Origin of the sequence: Citricoccus sp. (assembly GCF_032154715.1) — a bacterium.
Lineage (GTDB): Bacteria > Actinomycetota > Actinomycetes > Actinomycetales > Micrococcaceae > Citricoccus.
Genome location: NZ_JALDXU010000001.1, coordinates 14,484 through 36,353, shown reverse-complemented (window position 1 = coordinate 36,353; position 21,870 = coordinate 14,484). Strand labels below are relative to the sequence as shown.

General features: G+C 71.4%; 17 protein-coding genes. 8 read left to right on the top strand and 9 right to left on the bottom strand.

Annotated features, from left to right (window positions below):
- The first annotated feature begins 8 nt into the window (after positions 1-8).
- A complete protein-coding gene (locus tag RUH65_RS00150; protein ID WP_313815224.1) occupies positions 9-1,823 on the top strand; it encodes an AMP-dependent synthetase/ligase in 1,815 nt (604 codons plus the stop codon).
- A gap of 130 nt (positions 1,824-1,953) precedes the next feature.
- Here the strand turns inward: RUH65_RS00150 and RUH65_RS00145 are convergent, their stop codons facing one another.
- From RUH65_RS00145 to RUH65_RS00135, 3 genes are all read right to left on the bottom strand, one after another.
- On the bottom strand, positions 1,954-3,411 hold the full coding sequence (locus tag RUH65_RS00145; RefSeq protein ID WP_313815126.1) for a TIGR01906 family membrane protein: 1,458 nt from the start codon (positions 3,409-3,411) through the stop codon (positions 1,954-1,956).
- Positions 3,412-3,535: 124 nt separating this feature from the next.
- Positions 3,536-4,465, bottom strand: coding sequence for a hypothetical protein (locus RUH65_RS00140; protein ID WP_313815125.1), 930 nt, complete (start codon positions 4,463-4,465; stop codon positions 3,536-3,538).
- Between the two features lie 152 nt (positions 4,466-4,617).
- The gene (locus tag RUH65_RS00135) at positions 4,618-5,610 is read right to left on the bottom strand and encodes a stage II sporulation protein M (RefSeq protein WP_313815124.1); all 993 of its coding nucleotides are present in this window, start codon (positions 5,608-5,610) and stop codon (positions 4,618-4,620) included.
- A 97-nt stretch (positions 5,611-5,707) separates the two neighbouring features.
- On the opposite strand from RUH65_RS00135, the gene RUH65_RS00130 reads away from it, so the two are divergent.
- Entirely contained in the window at positions 5,708-6,511 is an 804-nt protein-coding gene (locus RUH65_RS00130; RefSeq protein ID WP_313815123.1) for an RDD family protein, read from the top strand.
- Between the two features lie 105 nt (positions 6,512-6,616).
- Here RUH65_RS00130 and ahcY read toward each other — a convergent pair whose 3' ends face one another.
- A complete protein-coding gene (gene ahcY, locus RUH65_RS00125) occupies positions 6,617-8,182 on the bottom strand; it encodes an adenosylhomocysteinase (RefSeq protein ID WP_313815122.1) in 1,566 nt (521 codons plus the stop codon).
- A gap of 68 nt (positions 8,183-8,250) precedes the next feature.
- Here ahcY and RUH65_RS00120 point away from each other — a divergent pair, with 68 nt between their 5' ends.
- On the top strand, positions 8,251-9,156 hold the full coding sequence (locus tag RUH65_RS00120; RefSeq protein WP_313815120.1) for a phosphatase PAP2 family protein: 906 nt from the start codon (positions 8,251-8,253) through the stop codon (positions 9,154-9,156).
- A 43-nt stretch (positions 9,157-9,199) separates the two neighbouring features.
- Here the strand turns inward: RUH65_RS00120 and RUH65_RS00115 are convergent, their stop codons facing one another.
- Complete coding sequence (locus RUH65_RS00115) at positions 9,200-9,631, bottom strand: DUF3499 domain-containing protein (RefSeq protein WP_313815223.1); 432 nt, start codon at positions 9,629-9,631, stop codon at positions 9,200-9,202.
- 173 nt (positions 9,632-9,804) lie between these two features.
- On the opposite strand from RUH65_RS00115, the gene RUH65_RS00110 reads away from it, so the two are divergent.
- On the top strand, positions 9,805-10,347 hold the full coding sequence (locus RUH65_RS00110; RefSeq protein WP_313815119.1) for a metallopeptidase family protein: 543 nt from the start codon (positions 9,805-9,807) through the stop codon (positions 10,345-10,347).
- Positions 10,348-10,418: 71 nt separating this feature from the next.
- On the opposite strand, the gene RUH65_RS00105 is transcribed toward RUH65_RS00110, so the two are convergent.
- The 3 genes from RUH65_RS00105 to RUH65_RS00095 form a co-directional block, all read right to left on the bottom strand.
- Positions 10,419-12,221: a DUF5719 family protein gene (locus RUH65_RS00105; RefSeq protein WP_313815118.1), complete on the bottom strand. Its 1,803-nt coding sequence runs from the start codon at positions 12,219-12,221 to the stop codon at positions 10,419-10,421.
- Entirely contained in the window at positions 12,218-15,745 is a 3,528-nt protein-coding gene (locus RUH65_RS00100; RefSeq protein WP_396179288.1) for a glycosyltransferase, read from the bottom strand. The genes RUH65_RS00105 and RUH65_RS00100 overlap by 4 nt, the downstream gene beginning before the upstream one ends.
- A gap of 71 nt (positions 15,746-15,816) precedes the next feature.
- The gene (locus tag RUH65_RS00095) at positions 15,817-16,443 is read right to left on the bottom strand and encodes a WhiB family transcriptional regulator (RefSeq protein WP_313815117.1); all 627 of its coding nucleotides are present in this window, start codon (positions 16,441-16,443) and stop codon (positions 15,817-15,819) included.
- Positions 16,444-16,784: 341 nt separating this feature from the next.
- On the opposite strand from RUH65_RS00095, the gene RUH65_RS00090 reads away from it, so the two are divergent.
- Complete coding sequence (locus RUH65_RS00090; RefSeq protein WP_313815116.1) at positions 16,785-17,636, top strand: TIGR03089 family protein; 852 nt, start codon at positions 16,785-16,787, stop codon at positions 17,634-17,636.
- A 4-nt stretch (positions 17,637-17,640) separates the two neighbouring features.
- Here RUH65_RS00090 and RUH65_RS00085 read toward each other — a convergent pair whose 3' ends face one another.
- Positions 17,641-18,255 (bottom strand): GtrA family protein, encoded by a 615-nt coding sequence (locus tag RUH65_RS00085; RefSeq protein WP_313815115.1) that lies wholly within the window; start codon positions 18,253-18,255, stop codon positions 17,641-17,643.
- A 157-nt stretch (positions 18,256-18,412) separates the two neighbouring features.
- Between RUH65_RS00085 and RUH65_RS00080 the strand changes: the two genes are divergently transcribed.
- From RUH65_RS00080 to RUH65_RS00070, 3 genes are read left to right on the top strand one after another with little or no spacing between them, the layout of a single operon-like run.
- The gene (locus RUH65_RS00080) at positions 18,413-19,654 is read left to right on the top strand and encodes a 5-(carboxyamino)imidazole ribonucleotide synthase (RefSeq protein WP_313815114.1); all 1,242 of its coding nucleotides are present in this window, start codon (positions 18,413-18,415) and stop codon (positions 19,652-19,654) included.
- The gene (purE, locus tag RUH65_RS00075; RefSeq protein ID WP_313815113.1) at positions 19,651-20,223 is read left to right on the top strand and encodes a 5-(carboxyamino)imidazole ribonucleotide mutase; all 573 of its coding nucleotides are present in this window, start codon (positions 19,651-19,653) and stop codon (positions 20,221-20,223) included. The genes RUH65_RS00080 and purE overlap by 4 nt, the downstream gene beginning before the upstream one ends.
- The gene (locus RUH65_RS00070; RefSeq protein WP_313815112.1) at positions 20,223-21,857 is read left to right on the top strand and encodes an LCP family protein; all 1,635 of its coding nucleotides are present in this window, start codon (positions 20,223-20,225) and stop codon (positions 21,855-21,857) included. Before purE ends, RUH65_RS00070 begins: the two co-directional genes overlap by 1 nt.
- Positions 21,858-21,870 lie beyond the last annotated feature (13 nt).

Below are 21,870 nucleotides of genomic sequence, written 5' to 3'. Positions count from 1 at the left end.
GGCGCATGATGCAGGAAGCCCAGACGGACCAGGTCGCCGACCTCCCGGCCGAGACCAACGTGACGGACCGGTTCCTGGCGGTGGCGGCCGAACGTCCCCACGCACCGGCCTATGCCGTGCGCAATGGGTCCGGCGGGTGGCTGGACGTCTCCTATGCCTCCTTCCTGGAGCAGGTGCGCTCCGCCGCCAAGGGCCTGATCGCGCTGGGCGTGGAACCGCAGTCCATGGTGGGCATCATGGCGCCCACCTCCTATGAGTGGGCCGTGATCGACCAGGCCATCTGGTTCGCCGGTGCCGTGTCCGTCCCCGTCTACGAGACGTCCTCCCCGGTGCAGGTGCAGCACATCCTCGCGGACTCCGGCACCCGGCTGGTCTTCACCGCCGCCGACCGGCACCGCACCGCGGTGGAGCGCGCCGCCGAGCAGGGCGGTTTCGAGGTCTCGGTGGTCCCGCTGGATGCCACCGGGCTGACCGAGCTGGGCCGCGCCGGCCGGGACATCACGGACGAGGCGCTCGAGGCGGCACGGACCTCGAGCTGCCTGGCCGACGTCGCCTCCCTCGTCTACACCTCCGGCACCACCGGCAAACCCAAGGGCGCCCGGATCACGCACGCGAACTTCGCCGTGGGCGCCGCCAACATCCTTCCCTTCGCCCGGGACATCGTGGGCGGCGGCGAGCAGCGCACCCTGATGTTCCTGCCGCTGGCCCACGTGCTGGCCCACGCCGTGCAGTACATCTGCCTGGTCGGCGGGATCCAGATCGCCCACGCCTCGGACCTGAAGACCCTGACCGCGGATCTCTCCTCCTTCCATCCCACGTGGCTGCTGGCGGTGCCGCGTGTGTTCGAGAAGCTCGACGCCGGCGCTGCCGCCGCCGCCCTGGAGGGTGGCACCGCGAAGGTCTTCGCGGCCGCCCGCGCCACCGCGATCGAGTACTCCGAGGCCCAGGACGCGCAGGCCCGGGGCGAGGGCAACGGGCCCGGGGCCCTGCTGCGGGCCCGCCACGCCTTGTTCGACCGCCTGGTCTACCCCAAGATCCGCCGGATCCTCGGCGGCTCGGCGCGGTACACCGTCTCCGGGGCCAGCGCCCTGAACCCGGAGCTGGCGCACTTCTTCCGCGGCGCAGGACTGGGAATGCAGGAGGGGTACGGCCTGACCGAGACCACGGCCCCCGCCACCCTCAACATCCCGGGCCACACCCGCATCGGCTCAGTGGGCCTGCCGGTGCCGGGCACCACCGTCCGCATCGCCGAGGACCAGGAGATCCTGATCCGCGGCACCATCGTCTTCGACGGGTACCACGGTCAGCCGGAGTCCTCCGCTGCCGCGCTGGACGAGGACGGCTTCTTCCGCACCGGGGACATCGGCCGGCTGGACGAGGACGGGTACCTCTACGTCACCGGCCGCAAGAAGGAGATCATCGTCACCGCCGGCGGCAAGAATGTCTACCCGACGCCCCTGGAGGAGACCATCCGCTCCGCCGGAGTGGTCTCCCAGGTGGTGGTGGTGGGCGACGGCCGTCCCTTCGTGGGCGCCCTCATCACCCTGGACGCGGACGGACTGGCCCAGTGGGCCAAGGCCCAGGGCCTCGGGTCCCTCTCCCGGGCTGAGGCCAGCATCCACGCAGGACTGCGGGCCGAGGTGCAGAAGGCCGTGGACCTGGCCAACGAGGAGGTCTCCCAGGCGGAGTCCATCCGGAAGTTCACCATCCTGGACACCGAGCTGACCGAGGAGTCCGGCCACCTCACCCCGTCCCTGAAGCTGCAGCGCAACATGGTCATCGCCGACTACTCGGGGGCCATAGAGGAGTTGTACCGCAAGTAGCCCCGCGGTTACGAGCACCCCCAGGTTACGAGCACGACCGCCGTCGTCTGGCCCGGCGCGTCTGAACAAGCAGCGTGATCGTAACCTCGTCGGCGCTAGGCCTCGGGCCTCAGGCCTCAGGCCTCAGGCCTCAGGCCTCCTGGGCGTCGTACCAGTCGTTGCGGCGCTGGATCAGGTCCATCTGGGCCACGCGGGACTCGTGCCGGCGGCGGCGGGTGGGCCAGGTGCAGATCAGGGTGACGATGAGGGTCACCAGCACCAGGGCGGCGATGCCGATCCCGGCGTCCATCCAGAACTGGTTCGGGTAGAGCCGGATCAGGGCGTCCGTGGCCTGGAACGTCCAGGTGCCGTCCGCGAAGAACAGGCTGTGGAAGGTCGCGAAGAACTGCTCCCAGCCCAGCACGGCCAGGACGGCCAGGGCGATCAGGACCACGAGCATCCAGACTGATCCGGCGAACAGCGAGCGGCGGATGCCGCCCTTGGCGGTGCGGGCCAGCACGATCATGAAGATGATGCACAGCAGGCCCAGTACGGCGCCGACGGCCATGCTGATGAGCATGACCAGCTTGACGTCCGCCATGTGGGAGACCTCGGTGTCCGTGAACAGCTGGTTGCCCTGGTGTGTCAGGTCGGACAGGTACCGGGGCGGTGCGGCGTTGAAGAGGAAGTCCATGCCGGCGGAGCCGTAGGTCAGCCGGTCCTCGGTGGTGAACCCCAGCTCGTCGGCCGGGAAGCCGGGACGGTGGTACTCGATCCACAGGAACAGCGGGGAGGCCACGGCGCGGACGGCGGCGATCAGCACGACGATCGGGAAGAAGATCGCCAGCAGCACCTGCAGCACCTTGGGTGCGGTCGAGGGGCCTTCCAGCGCCTCATCCCGGGCCGCGGCCCGCGCCTCGGCACCACGCAGGTCCCGACGCCGGTCCTCAGCGTCCGTAGCGGTCGCACCGCTGGCGAAGCCCCGGTAGTCATCCTGGGCAGTCTGCGGGGCCGTGCCGGACGTCCCAGCAGCCGCTCCCGCCCCCACAACAGCACCAGCACCCACCCCAGCGGCGGTTGAGCCGGCCACGGCGTCATCGTTCCACAGGGTGCCCGTTCCGTCGCGGCCGGACTCGGTATCCGGCTCCGGCGTGGATGTGGCGGTCACGGTCTCCGGCGGCAGTCCATTCCTCTCCCCGCGCGCCCGGCCGGCCGGGCGGTCCCGCGCCGCGGTATCGCCGGCGGCCCAGGCATCCAGCTCGGCCCGGTCGATGGACTGCGTCGACTGGGTTCCCGGATCCGCACGGTGTTCAGCGCGGTCGGCACCGCCAGCCCGGGCGATGGACTCGGTCGGCTGGGTGCCCAGATCCGCACGGTGTGAGCCGCCATCACCGGAGTCCAGGGCATCCGAGGTCACGGGCGCGGTGTCAGGACCCGCCTCGGCGGTCGGATCAGAGGTCTCCGCCTCGTCGTCCTCCATGAACGCCGCGTAGTCCAGACCGCTCTCGAACTCGTGGCTCTCCGCGTGCTCCGCTGCCCGCCCGTCCCGGTCCCCGTTCATACCCGAGGAGGCGTTCGTGCCGTCCTCTGACCTGTCCTTGCCAGCCATCGTCCTGCCTTCTGTTCGCGCGTGATGAGACGTTTCCTTCAGAGACTAGTGCCGCCTGAAGAGTCGGAGGCGGGGGCACGCCCGAGCCGGGCCACCACGGCGTTGCCAAGCCGTCAGTGGGCGGTCAAGCACCAACTCCATCGCAGACCCCATCATCATCGAATTCGCCGCTGCAGAGCTTCGTGGACTGCACCGAGGACACCGTGAAGCGGCCGTCACTGTCCTGCAGCTGGACCTGAAGACGCTCGCCGTGCGACCTGTCTCCAGCATCGGCCTCGCCGCCTCGGTAACCACCGATCAGGTCGACAGTCCACGTGCCGGCACCGTCCGGCGGAGAGCTGACGATGGCGCGTTCGGTCCCCGTGTTGTGAAATTCGGGTCCTGGCTCACCCTCCGGGGCCCGGAGGTCTGCCAACTGGAGCATCAGCTCTTCTGCATCGGTCCCGGATCCGACATCTGCGAAGTCGTCAGTGACGTCCGCCGCCGGGCCGAAGGTGGCCACGTACGGGCGGCTCACCCACCCGTAGAGGTCGCCGCCGTCCTCCGCGTCGGTGACGATCTCGATCCACCACCCTCCCTCGTCGACGAAGAATCCTTCTCGACCGGTCAGCGTCAGTCGGTCCATCGGGCCGGCGCTGGCGATCACATGATCCTCCGGGCCACCCGGCGTCAAGCGGATGTTCAAGCTGCTGTCCTCCGGCACCCCGACGACGTGGACCTCGTCCGTGGTGGGGAAAGCAGGCTCCGCGTTCTCGTCGTCATAGGGGCTGAGGGCATTGATCTCGTCGTCAGGCAGGGGTTCGGAGCCGGGACCGGAGGCGGCGGTGCCGTCCTGGTCCGGACTGGGCTCCTCACTCGGACTGGGCTCCCGGCTCGGACTGGGTTCTCCGACGGGAGACGCGGTGCCTTCCGCTGGAGCAGTGACAGTCTGGGTTTCCGAAGCGCCGCTGCTGCTGCCGGCCGGAACCTCAGACTGTGCACACGCCGTCGCCCCGAACAGGACTGCCGCAGCAAGGCCCAGGGCTTTGACGGTGGGCCTCAAGAATGCGTTCACGGTTCGGTGCCTCTCTCTGGGTGCCAGCACTCCACTGACATTGACTCTTCATCGTCACACCGTCCGTCTGCGGGGCACAACCACACCACGGCACTGGTAGCCGGATCGTTGCGGAATCGTGGACCCCCGGGTGCGGTGTACCCAGGGCGACCTCACGCCGTCAGCTGGCGGGCGCCGGCGTCGTGCGCCTCGAGGTCCCCGGTGGCGCCGGCGGCGACCGCGCGACGGCCGAGGATGAGCGTGTAGGCCCAGTAGCCGGCCAGCACGAGCAGGCCGATGCCCAGGCGCAGCCAATGCGGCAGCCCGGACGGGGTAACGAAACCCTCCACCACACCGGAGACCGCCAGCACGAGGACCAGCCCGGCGGCCACGGTGAACAGGGAGCGGCCCTCCGAGGCCAGGGAGTCGAGCCGGGTACGCTGCCCCGGGGCCACCCAGGACCAGAAGATCCGCAGCCCCGCGGCGCCGGCGATGAAGATCGCGGTGAGCTCCATGAACCCGTGCGGGAGGATGTACAGGAAGAAGGTGTCCAGCTCACCGTGGGCCGCCATGACTCCCCCGGAGATCCCGACGCCCTGAGCATTGACGAAGAGCACGTAGGGCACGAAGTAGCCGGTGATGCCGAACGCGACCTCCTGCGCGGCGATCCACGCGTTGTTGGTCCACACCTGCCCGGCGAAGGACGCGGCCGGGTTCTCGGAGTAGTAGCCGGTGAACTGTTCCTCGGCGTACGCGCGCATCTGCTCCTCGGTGCCCAGGGAGGCGAGCACCTCGGGTTCGCCGTTCACCCAGAAGCCGAACCAGACGGCCACGAGGCAGAAGGCCGCCCCGAGGAGCACCGTGAGCCAGCGGATCCGGTAGAACGCCGCGGGCAGCTGTTCGAGGAAGAAGCGGGAGAAGCCGGCGGAGGCGTTGGAGGGCGCCCCCGTGATCCGGTTGCGGGCCCGGGCCAGCACCATGGACAGCCCGGCAGCCTGTGGGCCGTCCGGGTCCTGAGCCTGCACCACGGAGAGGTGAGTGGAGGCCCGGCCATAGAGCTCGAGCAGCTCGTCGGCCTGCCCGGCGTCCAGGCGGCGGGTGCGCGCCAACGAGTCCAGCCGCTCCCACGTGGGGCGATGTACTGAGGCGTAGGCGTCCAGATCCACGACATCAGGCTACCGGCCGCTACGCTGGGCGGGGCACACGACGGGCCGCAGGAACCGTCCGGCACAGCTGCGGGACCGTATCGGGGGGGGGTAGTTCATGAGCACGACGGTGGTCACCGGCGAGGCCGTGGTGCTGCAATTGCGGCCGGCGTCGTTCGTGATCCGGGCCGCCGGCGCCCTCATCGACGCCATCGCCCTCGTGCTGGTCTTCCTCGCGGTGATCTGGGTCCTCGCCCAGACGATCCTCGAGGAACTGGACCCGGCCGCCGCCCAGGCCACGGTGCTGGCCCTCGTCGTCGGCCTGCTGGTGGGCGTCCCGCTGGCCGTGGAGACCCTCAGCCGGGGCCGTTCCCTGGGCAAGCTCGTCTTCGGCACCCGCGTGGTGCGGGACGACGGCGGTGCCATCCGTCTGCGGCACAGTCTCGTCCGCGTCCTGGTCGGGATCATGGAGTTGTGGATGACGTTCGGTTCCGTGGCCCTCATCGCGTCCATGCTGAACGAACGGGGCAAGCGCCTGGCGGACATGGTCGCCGGCAGCCAGGTGGTCGTCGAACGCCAGCGCGCGGTCCCGCCGCCGCTGCCCGGCGTTCCCGAGTCGATGCGGCCGTGGGCCGAGGTGGCCGACGTCGGCCGTCTCCCGGATGCCCTGGTCGCCTCCGTGACCCAGTTCCTGCGCAACGCCCGCTCGGTCCCGCCCGCGGTCCGCCACCAGACCGCCGGCCGCCTGGCCGCGCAGGTGGCGCCGTTCGTGACCCCGGGCCCGCCGGCCGGAGTGCTCATGGAGGACTTCCTGCTGGCCGTGGTGGCCGAGCGTCGCAACCGCGACTTCCGGCAGTTGAGCCGCCAGCAGGAGAGGGCGGACGCCGCCGCCGAGCGCCTGCACTCCCTGCCCTTCTCCTGATTCCCACCGCCACTCGCAACTGAGTCTCACGAATTGCCCCGGATTCGGTGGAAACAGGGGCAATTCGTGAGACTCAGTTGTGCGGGTGCTGGGGCGGGGCGGGGATCAGTAGCGGTAGTGGTCCGCCTTGTACGGGCCGGCCACGTCCACCCCGAGGTACTCGGCCTGGCCCTTGCTCAACTCGGTCAGGTGGGCGCCGAGGGCGGCCAGGTGCAGGCGGGCGACCTTCTCGTCCAGGACCTTCGGCAGCACGTAGACCTGCTTCTCATACTCCAGGCCGGTGATGGACCCGTGGCGGGCGAAGAGCTCCATCTGGGCCATCACCTGGTTGGTGAAGGAGGCGCTCATGACGAAGGACGGGTGGCCGGTGGCGTTGCCGAGGTTCAGCAGGCGCCCCTCGGAGAGCACGATGATCGAGCGCTCGTCCGCGGTGCCGGAGTCGAACGTCCACTCGTGGACCTGCGGCTTGATCTCGGTCTTGGTGATCCCGGGCGTCCGGGCCAGGCCGGCCATGTCCAGTTCGTTGTCGAAGTGGCCGACGTTGCCGACGATCGCCTTGTCCTTCATCCGGGCCATGTCCTCGGCCATGATGATGTCCTTGCCGCCCGTGGTGGTGATGAAGATGTCCCCGGAGGAGACCACCTCGTCGAGGCGGACCACCTGGAAGCCGTCCATGGCTGCCTGCAGGGCGTTGATCGGGTCCACCTCGGTGACGACCACGCGGGCCCCCTGGCCGCGGAAGGCGTCGGCGGCGCCCTTGCCGACGTCACCGTAGCCGCAGACGACCGCCGTCTTGCCGCCGATCAGCACGTCCGTGCCGCGCATGATGCCGTCCGGCAGCGAGTGGCGGATGCCGTACTTGTTGTCGAACTTCGACTTGGTGACCGAGTCGTTGACGTTGATGGCCGGGAACATCAGCTGACCCGTCTCGGCCAGCTGGTAGAGGCGGAGTACACCGGTGGTGGTCTCCTCCGTGACCCCGCGGATGCCCTGGGCGATCCGCGTGAAGCGCTGGCCGTCGGTGGCGAGCGAGGCCCGCAGGGTCTCGAGGATGACCTGGTACTCCTCGGGGTCCTCCGCCGTAGGGCTCGGCACGGCGCCGGCGGCCTCGAACTCGACGCCCTTGTGCAGCAGCAGGGTGGCGTCACCACCGTCGTCGAGGATCATGTTCGGGCCCAGCTCCGGGTCCTGGTCCGCCCCGGGCCAGAGCAGGATCTGGGAGGCGGTCCACCAGTAGTCGGTGAGGGTCTCGTTCTTCCAGGCGAAGACGGGGACGCCCTGGGGCTCCTCCACAGTCCCGTGGCCGACCACGATCGCGGCGGCCGCCTCGTCCTGGGTGGAGAAGATGTTGCAGGAGGCCCAGCGGACCTCGGCACCGAGCGCGGTGAGGGTCTCGATCAGCACGGCGGTCTGCACCGTCATGTGCAGGGAACCGGCGATCCGGGCACCCTTGAGCGGCTGCTCCTCGCCGAACTCGCGGCGCAGGGACATGAGCCCCGGCATCTCGTGCTCGGCCAGGCGGATCTGGTGGCGGCCGGCCTCGGCCAGGGAGAGATCCCGGACGGCGAAGTCGAAGGCGGCCCCGGGGACGGTGACGCGGTTGGCGTAGGCGGGATCAGCGGCCGGGGTGCCGGCCTGGGGCATGTCTCGGGCGGCGTGCTGTTCAGTCATGGACCTCAGCCTAAGGCAGCTGACTCCGTGAATCTCCCTGGGCGGATCGGGATGATTAGGCTCGCACTATGCGACGGCCACATCCCGAGGGCGACTCCGAACTCCTCTTGCCACGTGACCGAACTGCAACGCGATGGCTGCTGGGCGCGGGAATCAGCGGCCTGGTCCTTGTCGGCACCTACCTGCTCGCCGTCTGGACGCCGACGGGGCAGGCACTGGAGAACGCCGCTCTACGCGGTGCCGACCAGGTGAACAGCCAGGAGGTGGCCGACGCGAATGACGCGCTGCACGCCATCACGGTGTTCTCCCTCGGACTGGCCATCGTCGTGGTGGTGGCCATCGCCATGGCCCGGCGGCGGCTTGACCTGGCCGTCGCCGGTGCCGGGGTGATCGTGCTGGGCCAGGTGCTCACACAGGGACTGAAGCGTTTCGTCCTGCCACGACCGGAACTGGTCGAGGTCACCGGCAACTACACCCAGAACAGCTTTCCCAGTGGACACACCACCATCGCCATGACGGTCCTCTTCGCGTTGCTCATCGTCGTGCCGTACCGCTGGCGCGGAGTGATGATGTTCTTCGTCTGGCCCTGGGCGGTGGGAATCGGCGCGTATACGATCACCGCCAAATGGCACCGGTTCAGTGACACCCTCGGGGCCATGGCCGTGGCCCTGTTCTGCGCCTGCCTGGCCTCCTGGTGGCTGGCCCGCCGCGGCCAGGTGTCACGGCACACGGGCCGGGCCTACCCTGGCCGCGTGGTGCTCGTCGTCTTCATCGCGCTCACCGCCGTCGCCGCCGTCGCGCTCGGCGGCTTCCTGTGGGGCGTCGGCTTCGCCCAAGGCGTGGACTTCACCCAGCCGGAAGCGGCCTGGGACTACAACGCGTACCTCGGCGCGAACACCCTGGCCGCCGGGTTCGCCGGCGTGGCCACGCTGGCCTTCTGGACCCTGTGGCACCGGCGCCGGATCGGATCCTGACCGGAGCCAGTCCCTGTCTGGAGTCGGCAGCAGGACGGCCGGTTCAGCTGTCGCGCAGCAGGCGCAGCGCGGGACGGCCCGGGCGGGCGGGTGCGTCACCGTTGACGGAACCGTTGGCCTCCGGGCGCGGGCCGGCGTCGGGCGAGGTGCCGCGACGCCCCACCGAGGGTGCCGAGAACGACGCCGGAGGGGCCGGTTCGCCGCGGACCGACGGTTCACGCACCGCATGGGCCAGGGCCAACAGGTCGTCCGGCTCCTCCGGGACGGGGCGTTCGGAGCCCTCCGGCGGCTGGATGCGCAGCAGCTCCCAGCCCTTCGGCGCGGTCATGCTGCGGGCGTGCTTCTCGCACAGGTCATAGGTGTGGGGTTCGGCCAACCGGGACATGGGGCCCAGGACCACGGTGGAATCGGCATAGTTGTACGTCAGCGTTGCCAGAGCCGCGGATTGGCAGCTGGTCTTGGAGCACTGTCGCATCGATCCCACGGCAGACCACCCTACCGCGCTGGGTCCCGGAAGCCGTGCACTGCCTCGCCGGGACGCGTGTCCGGCGGCTCCCCGGCCCCGTCCGGAGACAGGGCCTCCATGCCCCGGCGGCGGCCTGCCGGTGTCCAGTACCGGCGCGTCCGCGCGGCGACTAGCATCGAGTCATGACTTCCTTCGAACCCGTTGCCGTGGAACACGGCGTGGCACGGGGCATGGGGCAGGATTCGGGCGCACCCCGCACGCCCAGCACCTCAGGACCCGCATCCGGACTCTCGTCGCCCTCGCCCCGCCGGGACCGCCGGGGACGGGGGCTGCGCGGACCGCTGATGCCACCGGGCCTTCCTGGCGCCCGCAGCCGCAACGAGGCCTTCTCCGACCACCTGGCCGCGGCGGTGTCCCGGCTGGCCGAGGTCTGCGGCCCCGCCGTGGAACAGGCCCGCTTCCGCATGACGATGGTCCCCGAGGACCTGGAGAGCCGCCTGGAACTGGTGCGGGCCTGGGGTGCCGAACTCGTGGACGATCCCACCGGCTCCATGCGCCGCGATGCCCAGGGCACGGCGGTCATCACCATCCACCGGCGCCCGCTCGAGGCCCGCTGTCCGGCTCCCTCCCTGCTGCCGGACCTCGTCTATGGCGCGGTCGTGGAGCAGTGGGCGGAGCTGACCGGTCTGGCACCCGAGGCCGTGGACCCGGACTTCCACTGGTAGACGGCGTCAACGGCCGGTAGTTGATGCCGGCGGGTGCGGGCCCTGGCCGGCGCCGGCGTTTCGGGGCCGGCTCAGTACCCCACGCGCACCGGGACGCCGGAGACCTGTTGCTGCCGCGGCACCACCGGGTACGCGGAGATCCCCTGCTCGCCGCGCACGTCCACGGCGGCGTGCACCTGGCCCTCGACGGTCTCCAGCAGGGCCCCCGCGGGGACGGCGCCTTCTCCGCCCGCCAGGTCCGCGAAGGAGAGGGCCCGGGTGGACTCCGGACCGAGTTCCTGCACCCGGGACTCCCCCAGGCTGCCGTCGTCCGCAACGGGGGTGATCTCCACGGCCCCGCCCTCCGCCGAGTACAGCACCAGGTTCGCGGTGGTGTTCTCGGGCCGGGACACCAGCTGTTCCAAACCCAGCGGGTCTACGGCGGACACGCTGGAGAAGTCGATCGGTTCGCCGGCCTGGCCGGAGAGGCCCCGGGCGCTGGCCGCCACGGGGGCATCGGCACTCACGGTGACGGTGTAGACGCCGTGGTCCAGCCCGTCGAGGGGAAAGCGCACGGTGGACCCGGCGCCGATGTCCACCAGGCCGCCCTCCGGCAGTTCCACGGTGCCGTCCGGGCCGCTCACGGTGATCTCGGCGGTGGCCGCACTGGCCGGCGCCGTGAGGGAGACGGCCGGGCCGGCCTGTTCGTAGCCGTCCTGGCCGGTGATCTCCTCGGTGACCGCCCGGTTCGGCACCACGAGTCCGGGCATGACCGCACTCTGAGAGGGGTTCGAGGTGGGCTGGATGATCTCCACACCGCCGGGCGTGATGCCGAAGAGCCGGTGCTGCTGGGCTGTGGCCCCGACCGCGCCCCCCTGGGCACGGAGGTGGACGGCCAGGTGCTCCTCATCCGGAGCCACGCCGCCGAGCACGATGGACCGGGTCTGGCCGGGAGCCAGCACGATGCCGGCGGTCCCCGGTGCCTCGACCGGCCCGTCCGCCCCGTAGAGGGTCAGGTCCACGGTGCTGGCTGAGGCCGAGGGGTTCGAGAGCACCAGGATCGAGGTCGAGCCCACCGTGGTGGTCAGGCCGGTCAGCCAGTGTTCGTGGGCCGGGGCGAGGCAGGAGCTGGCATCGGTGCCAGCCAGGTCGCCGTCCGTGGCTGAGTACAGGGACACGGCGTCCGAGGGCATCGCCTGCCCGCCGATCGGCTCGACCGTGACGGCCGTGGCCTCGCCCTCCTCGCCCCCCGGGGACAGCAGGTGGTCCACGGCGGACTCACGGACCGGGACGCCATCCGCTCCGGCCGTGGCCGGGTCCCCCTGTTGGACCTCTTCCGGCTGGGACTCGGTCAGGTCCACCGGGTCGGCGCCCCCGTCGGAGTCGCCGGTCTCGGCCGACTGCAGGGCGCTGACCGAGCTGCCGGGGAACCGACCGGCCAGATCGGAGAGCAGCACCGAGGTGACGCGGGAGACGGCGGAGGTGGAGACGGGGCTGAACTGCGTGTCCGTCCCCTCCTCGGCGCCGGCGGGCAGTCGCGGCGGGCCGGCGCAGACCGACCGGATCGGCACCGCGTTCAGCGCGGCGGGTGCGGCACGCCCGTCCACCTCCGGTGTGGCGGGCGGTACGAGCGTCCCGGCGGTGACCGCGGCGGCCACCAGGAGCACGACGCCGGCTCCGGCCAGACCCGCAGTCATCGGCGCCCGGCGGAGGGTGCCCCGTTGGTGCGCTTCGAGAGCCGCCTGGCGCTTGAGGTCGCGGGCCGCAGCGGCCCGCTGGCCCTTGAGCTGTCCCCGCGAGACCGGCTGGTCCTGCAGCGAGTCCTGGCCCGGGGTCCCGTCTCCGGCCGGAGTGCTGGAGTCGTCCGGCTGTTGATCGTGGTCCTGGCCGCTCATCCTTGTTCCCTCCGCACTGTGTCATCAACGGGGTCATCAACGGGGTCATCAACAGGATCATCGACGGAGTCGTCCCCAGGGCCGTCACCCGCTGTTCGTGGTCGGCGGTCCGTGCGCCGAGTGGGCGAGGGAATGGCCAGCAGGGCGGCGAGCACGAGCAGGAGTCCGGGGATCCACCAGGCCCACGCCGCGGCCGGGGAGGAGTGCCACACCCGGAGCTGACCACCGTCAGCGGGCAATTCGAACGCTTGGGCCCAGCCGGTGCCGTCATCGGTCTCGGCGTCGAGCGGCTCACCGTCGAGGGTGGCGTGCCAGCCGGCGTCGGCCCGTTCGGCCAGGATCAGCCGGCGCTCCTCGCCCTCCGCCGCGTCCTCGGCGGCGGGAACGGGGGTGTCCACGGTGGTGCCGGGCCGGGACACCAGATGGGTGGTCTCGCCGGCGCCGTTCACGATCCTGGCGCGGGCCGTCGAGAAGCCCATCCGGTCCTCGAGGTCATGCGTTCCGGCCACGGGGATGCCGCCGGGCTCCCCGGGAAGCACCCTCCACAGCCAGCCCGAATCGGTCAGGCCGACCGGAGCGAGGCCCGGAACGGCGTCGATGGAGGCGGCGGTGCTGAGCTCTCCCCCGTTGGGGTCCCGCAGCACCACGAATCCGGCCCCGAAGTCCTCGAGGGCGGGCCGCGGGTCCGCGTTGACCCCGGAGACCAGCTGGGCTCCCAGGCTCCGCAATTGTTCGTCGGCACGGTCGGGGGCGGCCGCCGTGGGGGTGGACAGGGGCCCGGTCAGCGAGCGGGCGGTCCACCCGGCGCTGAGCCGGTCCAGGGCGGGGCCGGCACCACTGGTGAGACTGACCTGCAGCTCGTCGGCACGGCGTTCCAGGACCACCGTCCGGGTCGCGAGCGCACTGGCGCCCTGATCGGCTGCGGTGGCCGGGAGCAGCCGGACGGGGCTGGGCTCGATGTTGCTGCCGGTGCCCAGCGTGGACAGGACGGCCTCGGCCTCGCCGTCCGCGGTGCGGGAGGTCAGGGCCTCGCCGGCGGCGGGGTCCAGGGTCGAGCCGGGGACGGTGCGCGGCAGCACCCAGAGGGTCGCGGTCAGGGCCACGGAACAGCTGGCCAGGACCGCCAGCACCACCACGGCGGTCCGCCGCGCGGGGCCGATGCCGGCGCGCAGCCCCAGCTGCGACGCCCCGGGGACCCGGCGTGGTCCAAGGACGCCGTTGAACCCGGCGACGGCGGCGATCAGCAGGCCCAGCAGCGCGGTGGAGGTGAAGGGGCCGGTGAACACCGTGACCAGGTCACCGTTGGCGTCCACCGAGGTGGCGATCAGGGGCGCGACGGCGGCACCGGCCAATCCCAGCACCGTGGCGGCCAGGGCGATGCGGGCCTGGGTGCCGATCCGCCCGGTCATGAAGGCGCCCACGACGGCTGCGATCAGGACGGGGAGCCCGATGACGAGTGCCGCGACCAGGGCCCAGGGGTATCCGGCCCCGCCGGGCACAGCCGTGTCCAGCCACGGCAGGGCCACCAGGCCGGAGTCCGCGGCGAAGGCCTCCGGGAAGCCGAGGATCTGCTGCCACAGCGGAGCCGGGTCGTAGGCCTGCGGCACGCCGGGATCCCCGAGGACCGCGCGCAGGTCCGTCCAGTGCGTCAGGACGGTGGGGAGGAACAGGGCCAGCCCGGGCAGCGGTGTCCACCACAGGGCCCGCCCTCGCTGGCCGATCAGCCCCGCGAGGAGGAGCACGCCCACCACCAGGAACGGCAGCAGCAAAGGCGCGGCGGTCCCCAGGGCGGCGAGGAGCAGGGCGGTCCAGCCCGAGGCGGTCCAGGAGATCACCCCGCGGTGGCCTGGGCGTTGCAGGGCACCCAGGGTGTCCTCCGTGACGCCCTCGGGGTCGGGACGCCGCAGGGCGGCCGAGCCGGTGGCGCGGATGACGGCCAGGGCCAGCCAGGGCAGGCCCAGGTGCACCAGGAGCGCCCCGGGACGGCCCTCACCGGCGGCGGTCAGCAGGGCCGGGGACAGCCCCCAGAGCAGGGCTGCCAGCAGGCGCACGCCGCGGCTGCGGGCCACGGCACCGGCGGCCATCCAGGCTCCGACGGCCGCCAGGGGCATGGCCAGGATGGTCAGCCACACCAGCGCCAGCGACCCCTGGCCGGTGACGCCGAGAACCGTCAGTGCCAGCCCGAAGGGGCCGGACTGGACGGGCGCTCCGACTCCGGCGGGCGCCCAGCTTCCCGTGGCGTGGTGCCAGAGTTCGGCGGCCGAGGCGGACAGCGGCAGCAGCGACCCGCCGGTCAGGGCCGGGGCTGCCAACAGGTCGCGCAGGCCCACGAGGGAGAGCCCGCCGAGCAGTAGCAGGGCCAGGACCAGGCCGGTGCCCACCCAGTTGCGTGCCGGCGTGGCCAGGGCGGCGAAGTCGTCGTGACCGCCCGTCGCCTCACTGGCGACCATCGTGGAGCCGGTGCCGTCCCCGATGATCTCCTCCGGGGATTCGAGGTCCAGGACGCTGCGCCGGTAGTTGCGCACCTCAGCGCGGGAGGCTTTGAGCGGGGCCACGATCGACCGGGGCGCCCGCCGGGTCTGGCGGGACCGGCGTCGGGCAGCCGCCAGGGGCAGGATCCGCACGAGGGTCCGCACCGTGCCGGCCAGATGGGAGCCGCCGCGGCCGGGTTCCTTGGCCAGCAGTGAGGCGGCGAATCCGCCCAGCCCCGTGATCAGGCCCCAGATCCACAGCAACGGCACCGCCCACGGCCGGGCGTGCTTCAGCCGTAGCCACAGGGAGGCCTCGCGGAGCGCCGAGGTACCGGCGTCCAGGCCCTCACCGCGGCCGTCGTGGCCGATGACCGCCTCGGGCACCACGACCACGCGGTGCCCGGCGAGCCGGTTGCGCCAGCACAGATCCACGACGGCGGACGCGGCCGGCCCGGAGGGATCGAATCCGCCCAGCCCGGACCAGACGTCCTGGCGGATGAGCATGCCGGGGGCGGACACGGCGAAGGTGTCCGTGCGGGCGTTGTACTGCCCCTGATCCAGTTCGCCGGGCTCGACGAGGCTGATGGGCTCGGCGGCGGCGGTGACGGTCAGGCCCACGTCCAGCAGGTGCCGGGGGCGGCCCAGCTCGATCTGCTTGCAGCCGGCGATGGTCACGGAGGGGGAGGTCTCCACGACCGTCATCAACCGCTGGAGGGCGTCCGGGGCGGGACGCGAATCGTCGTGGATCCACCACAGCCAGCCGGTGTCCCCCGCGCCGCCGGTGGGGTCTGAATCGGCGCCGCCGTCGAAGGAGCTCCATGAGTCGTACGCGGCGAAGACGAGGCCGGCGTCGTCCACGAGGCCGGCGAGCTGCTGCTGCAGTTCCCCGGCCAGGCCGGCACCGGTGCCGGCCTGGGTCTCGCCCGTTCCGGCCTCGGCGTGCCTTTCGGCGGCCCCGGTGAAGACGGCGACGATGCGGTCCGGGTGCCGGTCCTGGCCGAGCACTGCCTGGACGGCGTCAGCGGTCAGGTCGGGCCGCCGGTCGACGACCACGACGGCGGTGACGTGCTGGGCCGCTGGGCCGCCGGTGACGGCGGAGGCAGGCAGAGTGGCCGGTGCTGAAATCAGACTGACCGTTTCCGCAGGCGGCGCCGCTCACGCTCGGACAGGCCGCCCCAGATGCCGAAACGCTCGTCGTTGCCGAGGGCGTACTCAAGGCATTCGCTGCGAACGGTGCAGGCGGAGCAGACTTTCTTGGCGTCACGGGTGGACCCGCCCTTCTCGGGGAAGAAGGCCTCGGGGTCCGTCTGGGCGCACAGGGCGTCGACCTGCCAGGCGAGCTCGCCGTCCACGTCGAGGGGATCGGCCAGTCCGGGCAGGCCCAGCCACACGGAGGGCTGGGCGGTGTGGGAGGAGCCCGCGCCGGGCGCCTCGCCCGGGGCTTCCAGAGGTGCGACCGTGCCGGGGTGCAGGGCGGTCACGGTGGCGGTGACGTCGAGGGCGGAAACGGCCGGGGCATCGGCGTCGTCGACGCCATGGTCCACCAGGAAGGCGGTGGCCTGGTCCTCGAGGGATCCCAGGGAGGTGCCGGTCTCGAGGCGGCGGCCCGCGTCCGGGTCCGCCGGGTCGAGGAACCAGTCAGCGGGTACGCTGCGGCCCGGGTAGGGGCCGTCGGTCAAGGGCTGGCCGGACAGTCCGGACTGGTTGGCTTCGGACTCGTGGATCTCGTCGAGGCGCTGGGCGTTCTCCATGTGATTCCTCCCCGTTCTCACGCTGGTCATCCCGTCACCGGAGGTTCCGGTGTCTGCGGATCGGGCAGGGCTCCTGACACGCCTTCCGACCACGTTCCCCGCGGCGCCGGGCACGCCCGGACCGATTCCGTCTGTACAGACGGCAGCGGGGAACCAGTGGTGGGCGGTGGGAAGCGCCGTGGTCACCATGACCGTTCCTAAAGTGAATTACACCCGTGTAACTCACTGTTCGTCAAGCGGAGGCGGCACAATGTGAGGCGGGGAACGGCCCCGGACCTACCGACACGCCGCCGCGCCGACACGCGGATGTGGGCGTGTTGCCCCACGGTGAAAGGACATCCATGGTCAACCTCGGAACGAATCTACCCGGTGGAGCGGCGCGAGGCGGAAACGATCCGTCCGGCCGGCGGCTGACCTGGTTCGAGGCCATCGCGGCCTCACCCCGTCCGGCCGTGGTGGACCACTCCGCCGGCGGCGACCGCATCGAGCTCTCCGGCCGGGTCCTCGCCAACTGGGCCGCCAAGACCGCCAACCTGCTGGACGTCGAGGGCCACGGTCCCGGCTCCACGATCCTGGTGGACCTGCCCCTGGGCTGGAAATCTCTGGCCCTGCTGCTGGGGGCCGCACGCGCCGGCGTCCAGGTGCGGTTCGCCACCGCCTCCTCGTCCGCCCCGGCGGAATCCGGTCCGGTGGACCTGGTGGTGTCCGGGACGCCCGGGGCCTGGTCGGAGCATCCCGCCGACCTCTGGGCAGTGTCCCCGGGGACACTGCAGACCTCGGCGGCGGACGCGGAACTGCCGTCCCATGCCCTGGACTATGCCGCCGAGGTGCAGATGCAGGCGGACCAGTGCCACCTCCCCCTGCCGGGGACGAGCCTGCCGTCGCTCGCCGAGTCATGGGAGAACCTGCCGGCCCCGCCCCCCGCGGAGCAGGGCCCAGAGGTGACCACAGAGCACGCCGCGCGCCACCCCACCGACGACGCCGGCGCGGCCCTTCCCCGGTGGTCTCACCGCGAGCGGGGGCTGGTGGTGGCAGCCGCGGGCGGGCGGCTGGACCGCGCGACCGCGCGCGCCGTCGTCGAGACCTGGGACCGGGGACACCCGGTGGTGCTGGTGCCCGAACAGGACACCGACCTCAGCGGGGCCTCGGCCCGGCTCGTGGACGCCGAGCGGCTGGGCAGCCAGTCCCGGTGAGGGGTCAGCGGGGCTCGGCGGGTGTGCGTGCCGACGGCGCGACCGGCCCGGAGGCCGGTCCGGCGGTCGACGACGTGGCCCCCCTGCGGTGGCGGTGCGGCGTGTCGGCGGTGCGGATGACCGGCAATTCACCGGTGAGCCGTTCGCGGTCGTCCTTGAACTTGGGGTCCGCGTCCAGTTCCTCGGTGAACACCCAGAACCGGTAGGCGAAGAAACGGAAGATGGTGCCCAGGACCAGCCCGACCACGCTTCCGGCGATGAAGATGCCGGCGGTCGAGGTGACACCCAGTCCGTATTGCGCCACGAACACGCAACCGGCCTGGATGCCCATGCCGATGACATTCATCACGGCGAACAACACGAATTCGCGCATGAGGTTGTTCTGCCGGCGGTGGCGGAACGTCCAGAGGCGGTTGGCCACATAGGAGAAGATCGTGGCGACCACACTGGCCACGATCTTGGACTTGACGTTGCTGCCCTCCATCGGCCCGTGCATGAGCCACAGGAAGATCGCCGAGTCCACCACGAAGGCGGCCGCACCGACCGCCCCGAACTTGGCGACCTCGCGCCAGAGCATGGCGACCAGGGCCACGAAACGTTGCCACAGGTTGCTGATCATGGGGGTGGGTGGACTCCTTGTTGCGTGCAGAAGACGGGCCGAGAACCGGCAAATGTCCTTGCACACTTTAGACCGGATTCCTCCCCGTTTGCTGACAACTGGAGGCCGCCGGGCGGTTCTGCCGGGTTGGGACGGATCCGCTGGTTACCCTAGGTCCGTGAGTTTTCCTGTGATCGGAGTAGTGGGCGGCGGCCAATTGGCGCGCATGATGGCCCCGGCAGCAACGGCCCTGGGCGTGCGGGTGAAAGTCCTCGCCGAGGGCCCGGACGTCTCGGCCACCACGGCGGCCCCCTCCACGGTGGGCGACTACCGGGACCTCGAGGCACTGAAGGTCTTCGTGGCCGAGGTGGACGTGGTGACGTTCGACCATGAACACGTACCCCCGGGGCATCTGCGGGCGTTGGAGGCGGCCGGCGTGAACCTGCAGCCCGGGCCGGAGGCCCTGCAGTACGCCCAGGACAAGCTGCTCATGCGCCAGGCGTGTGACCGCCTGGGACTGCCGAACCCGGCATGGGCCGCCGTGTCCTCCGTGGCCGAGCTGCTCGCTTTCGGAGACCGGACCGGCTGGCCCGTGGTCCTCAAGACCCCGCGCGGGGGCTACGACGGCAAGGGCGTGCGGGTCCTGCGTTCGCCCGAGGCCGCCGAGAGCTGCGGCGACTGGTTCGAGCTGGGCTTCGAGGCCCTGCTGGCCGAGGAGATGGTGGACTTCTCCCGTGAGCTCTCCGCCCAGGTGGCCCGCAGCCCTTCGGGGGCGACCGCCTCCTACCCGGTGGTCGAGTCGATCCAGACGGACGGGGTGTGTGACGTGGTCACCGCCCCGGCGCCCGGCCTGGATCCCGGGACGGCCCACGCGGCCCAGGAGGCCGCCGTGGCCTTGGCCGAGGGACTCGGCGTGACCGGCATGCTCGCCGTGGAACTGTTCGAGACCCCCGGGGTCGGCCCCGGCTTCATGGTCAACGAACTGGCCATGCGCCCCCACAACTCGGGCCACTGGTCCATGGACGGCGCCGTCACCGGCCAGTTCGAGCAGCATGTCCGCGCGGTGCTGGACCTGCCCTTGGGATCCACGGCCCCTCTCGGTGCCTACACCGTGATGAAGAACTACCTCGGCGGAGCCAACGAGGACCTGTACGCGGCGTTCCCCAGCGCCATGACGGCCTTTCCGGAGGCCAAGATCCATGCCTACGGCAAGTCCGTTCGTCCCGGCCGCAAGATCGGACACGTCAACGTCACCGCGGCCACCCCCGAAGACCTGGCCACCGCCCGCGCGGCCGCCGAGGGAGCCGCCGCGATCATCAGCGAGGGACCGCAGTCCGGTCCAGAGGCCGGGCCAGACGCCCGTCCGGGCACCGGCGCACGGGCCGGATCGCCGGCCGCCGATCAGCAGGAGCAGTCATGACCCCCAGAGAAGCACCCGCGACCACCGGCCAGGCCGGCACGGCCCCTGCCCGGGTGGCCGTGATCATGGGCTCCGACTCGGACTGGCCCGTGATGGAGGCCGCCGCAGCGGCCCTGGAGGAATTCGGGATCCCCTATGAGGCCGGCGTCGTGTCCGCCCACCGCATGCCGCACGAGATGGTGGCCTTCGGCACCGAGGCACACGAACGCGGAATCCAGGTGATCATCGCCGGCGCCGGTGGCGCCGCACACCTGCCGGGCATGATCGCCTCCACCACTCCCCTGCCGGTGATCGGCGTGCCCGTGCCCCTCAAGACCCTCGACGGCATGGACTCCCTGCTGTCCATCGTGCAGATGCCCGCCGGCGTCCCGGTGGCCACCGTGTCCATCGGCGGCGCCCGCAACGCCGGGCTGCTGGCCGCGCGGATCCTCGCGGCGGGCGCTGACCCGGAGGCGGCGGAGCTGCGTGAGAAGCTGGTCCAGTTCGCCGCCGAACTACGGAACACGGCCAGCGCCAAGGGTGAACGGTTGCAGGAGTCGCTGGCCGGCCGGCCCGGATACCAACCGTGATGGCAGGCCAGACTCCCCAGCGGCATACCTCCCTCCTGCACGGCCCGCAGGGCGCGGGCACCGGAGGGTCCGACCCGGTCCGTGACCCGCAGAGCGCCCCGTCGCCGCAACGCACCAAGCGGGCCTGGATCCTGCTGCTGCTCACCCTGTTCGTCCCGGGCGGCGCCCAGGTGGTGGCCGGCAATCGTGCGCTCGGCCGCGCCGCACTGCGGGTGACCCTGACCGTGTGGTTCCTGGTCGTCGTCGGGCTCGTGCTGCTGGTGGTCAACCGGGACCTGCTGGTCCAAGTCTTCGCCAACACGTGGATCCAGCTGGCCGCCATTGTGGTCCTGGCGGCCCTGGCCATCGGCTGGGTGGTGCTCTGGATCGACACCTTCAGACTGATGCGGATCAGGCTGGTGTCTCCCGGGATGAAGCCGCTGCTGGCCTTCTCCACGGTGCTGCTGCTCGTGGCCACGTCCGGCGTGCTGGGATACGGCTCCTTCGCCGTGAACGCCGGACGCAACGCCCTGAACGAGATCTTCGCGCCCGGTCCCGCCATCGAGCCGGTGGCCGGCCGCTACAACTTCCTGCTCATGGGGGGCGACGCCGGTGAGGGCCGGACCGGGCTGAGGCCGGACTCCATCCATGTGGCCTCCGTGAATGCCGAGACCGGCAGCACGATCCTGTTCTCCATCCCCCGCAACTTCCAGAACGCCCCCTTCTCCGAGGACTCCCCCCTGTGGGGCGCCTACCCGGAGGGCTTCAACTGCGGCGACGAGTGCATCATCAACGCCCTGTACACGGACGTGATGGAGAACCACCAGGACCTCTACCCCGGTGCCGAGGATCCTGGTGCGGAGGCCATGATGGATGCCGCCGGCGGCATCCTCGGGCTGGAGATCCAGGCCTACGCGATGGTGGACATGGGCGGGTTCTCCCAGCTCATCGACTCCATGGGCGGAGTCACGGTCACCTCCGGCGGCTGGACCACCTACCGCGGCCCCCGGCCTGACGGCGAGTGGGGCAACGCCTGGTGGGGTCCCGGAACCTATGACTTCACCGGCGAGGAGGCCCTGGCCTTCGCCCGCTCCCGCCACTTCTCCACGGACTATTCGCGCATCCGCCGCCAGCAGTGCATCCAGTCCGCCATGCTGGCCCAGTTCAATCCCCAGACCCTGGTGACCCGCTTCCAGGGCATCCTGGATGCCGGCGAGCAGATCGTGGAGACCGATCTGCCCGGGCAGCAACTGGGAACGTTCGTCTCCCTGGCCACCAAGGGCCAGTCCCACGGCATGGGGCGGCTGACCATCGGTCCCCCGGACTTCGAGGGTGAGGACGGCCGGTTCACCACCTACCCGGACTTCGATGAGATCCACACCCGGGTGGACGGCATGCTCGCCGAGGACGGCACCCCGAACGCCGCCGGCACGTCCCCCGCACCGCTGCTGTTCGTGAATGCCACCGCTTCCCTGGTGGCCTCCGCCTCGCAGGAGGCCGGCACCAGCGACGACCCCGCTGACTGGCCGGCCCCGCCGACCCAGCCGGACGGATCCGAGATCACGCAGGAGTATCTGCAGCACCTCGAGGACACGGGCCAGACCGGCCTGCTCGAGGACGCCGCCTCCACCAACCACCTCTGCGCGGCGGGGTAAGCGACCTGGCTCA